The organism is Mesorhizobium sp. M1006 (assembly GCF_040318825.1).
Taxonomy (GTDB): Bacteria; Pseudomonadota; Alphaproteobacteria; order Rhizobiales; family Rhizobiaceae; genus Mesorhizobium.
In genome coordinates, this window is record NZ_JAMYMZ010000165.1 from 1 (window position 1) to 600 (window position 600).

Consider the following 600-nt stretch of genomic DNA (forward strand, 5'->3'; position numbering starts at 1 on the left):
CTTGCTACCGGCATTGCGGTGGCGCTGGCCATCGCCGCCATGTCGTTCACGCGCTGCCTGCATCCGCCGGGTGGCGCCGCCGCCTTAACTGCGGTGTTCGGCGGACCGGCCGTCTTCAGTTCCGGCTTGCTGTTTCCCTTCGTTCCGGTAGCGCTGAACTCGATCGTGCTGGTCGCACTCGGCTACGGCATCCATAAACTGTCGCGGCGCAACTATCCACATGTGGCGGCCCCCGCCCTTAAAAGCGCGCATGGAACCATCGATCCGCCGGCGCGGGAGCGGGTCGGCTTCCAGCCCGAGGATATCGATGCCGCGCTCGGCGCGCTGGAGGAAACCTTCGATATCGACCGCAACGATCTTGAGCGGCTGCTGCGGCAGGTCGAGTTGCAGGCGATGGTGCGCTCCCACCGCACCCTGCTGTGCGAGGACATCATGTCGCGCGATGTGATTTCGGTCGATGAACATGCGCCTGCCGACCAGGCGCGTCATTTGCTGCTCGATCACAACATCCGGACGCTGCCGGTGACCGACGCCGACGGCGGGCTGGTCGGTGTAGTTGGCCTGCGCGAGCTGACGAAGGCGACCGACGCGGTGAGGGCT

General features: G+C 65.8%; 1 protein-coding gene. It reads left to right on the plus strand.

Features of this window, described 5'->3' with window-relative positions; all coding sequences use genetic code 11:
- The coding region (locus tag NKH60_RS35060; RefSeq protein WP_352875146.1) for an HPP family protein at positions 1-600 on the plus strand (600 nt) is incomplete at both ends.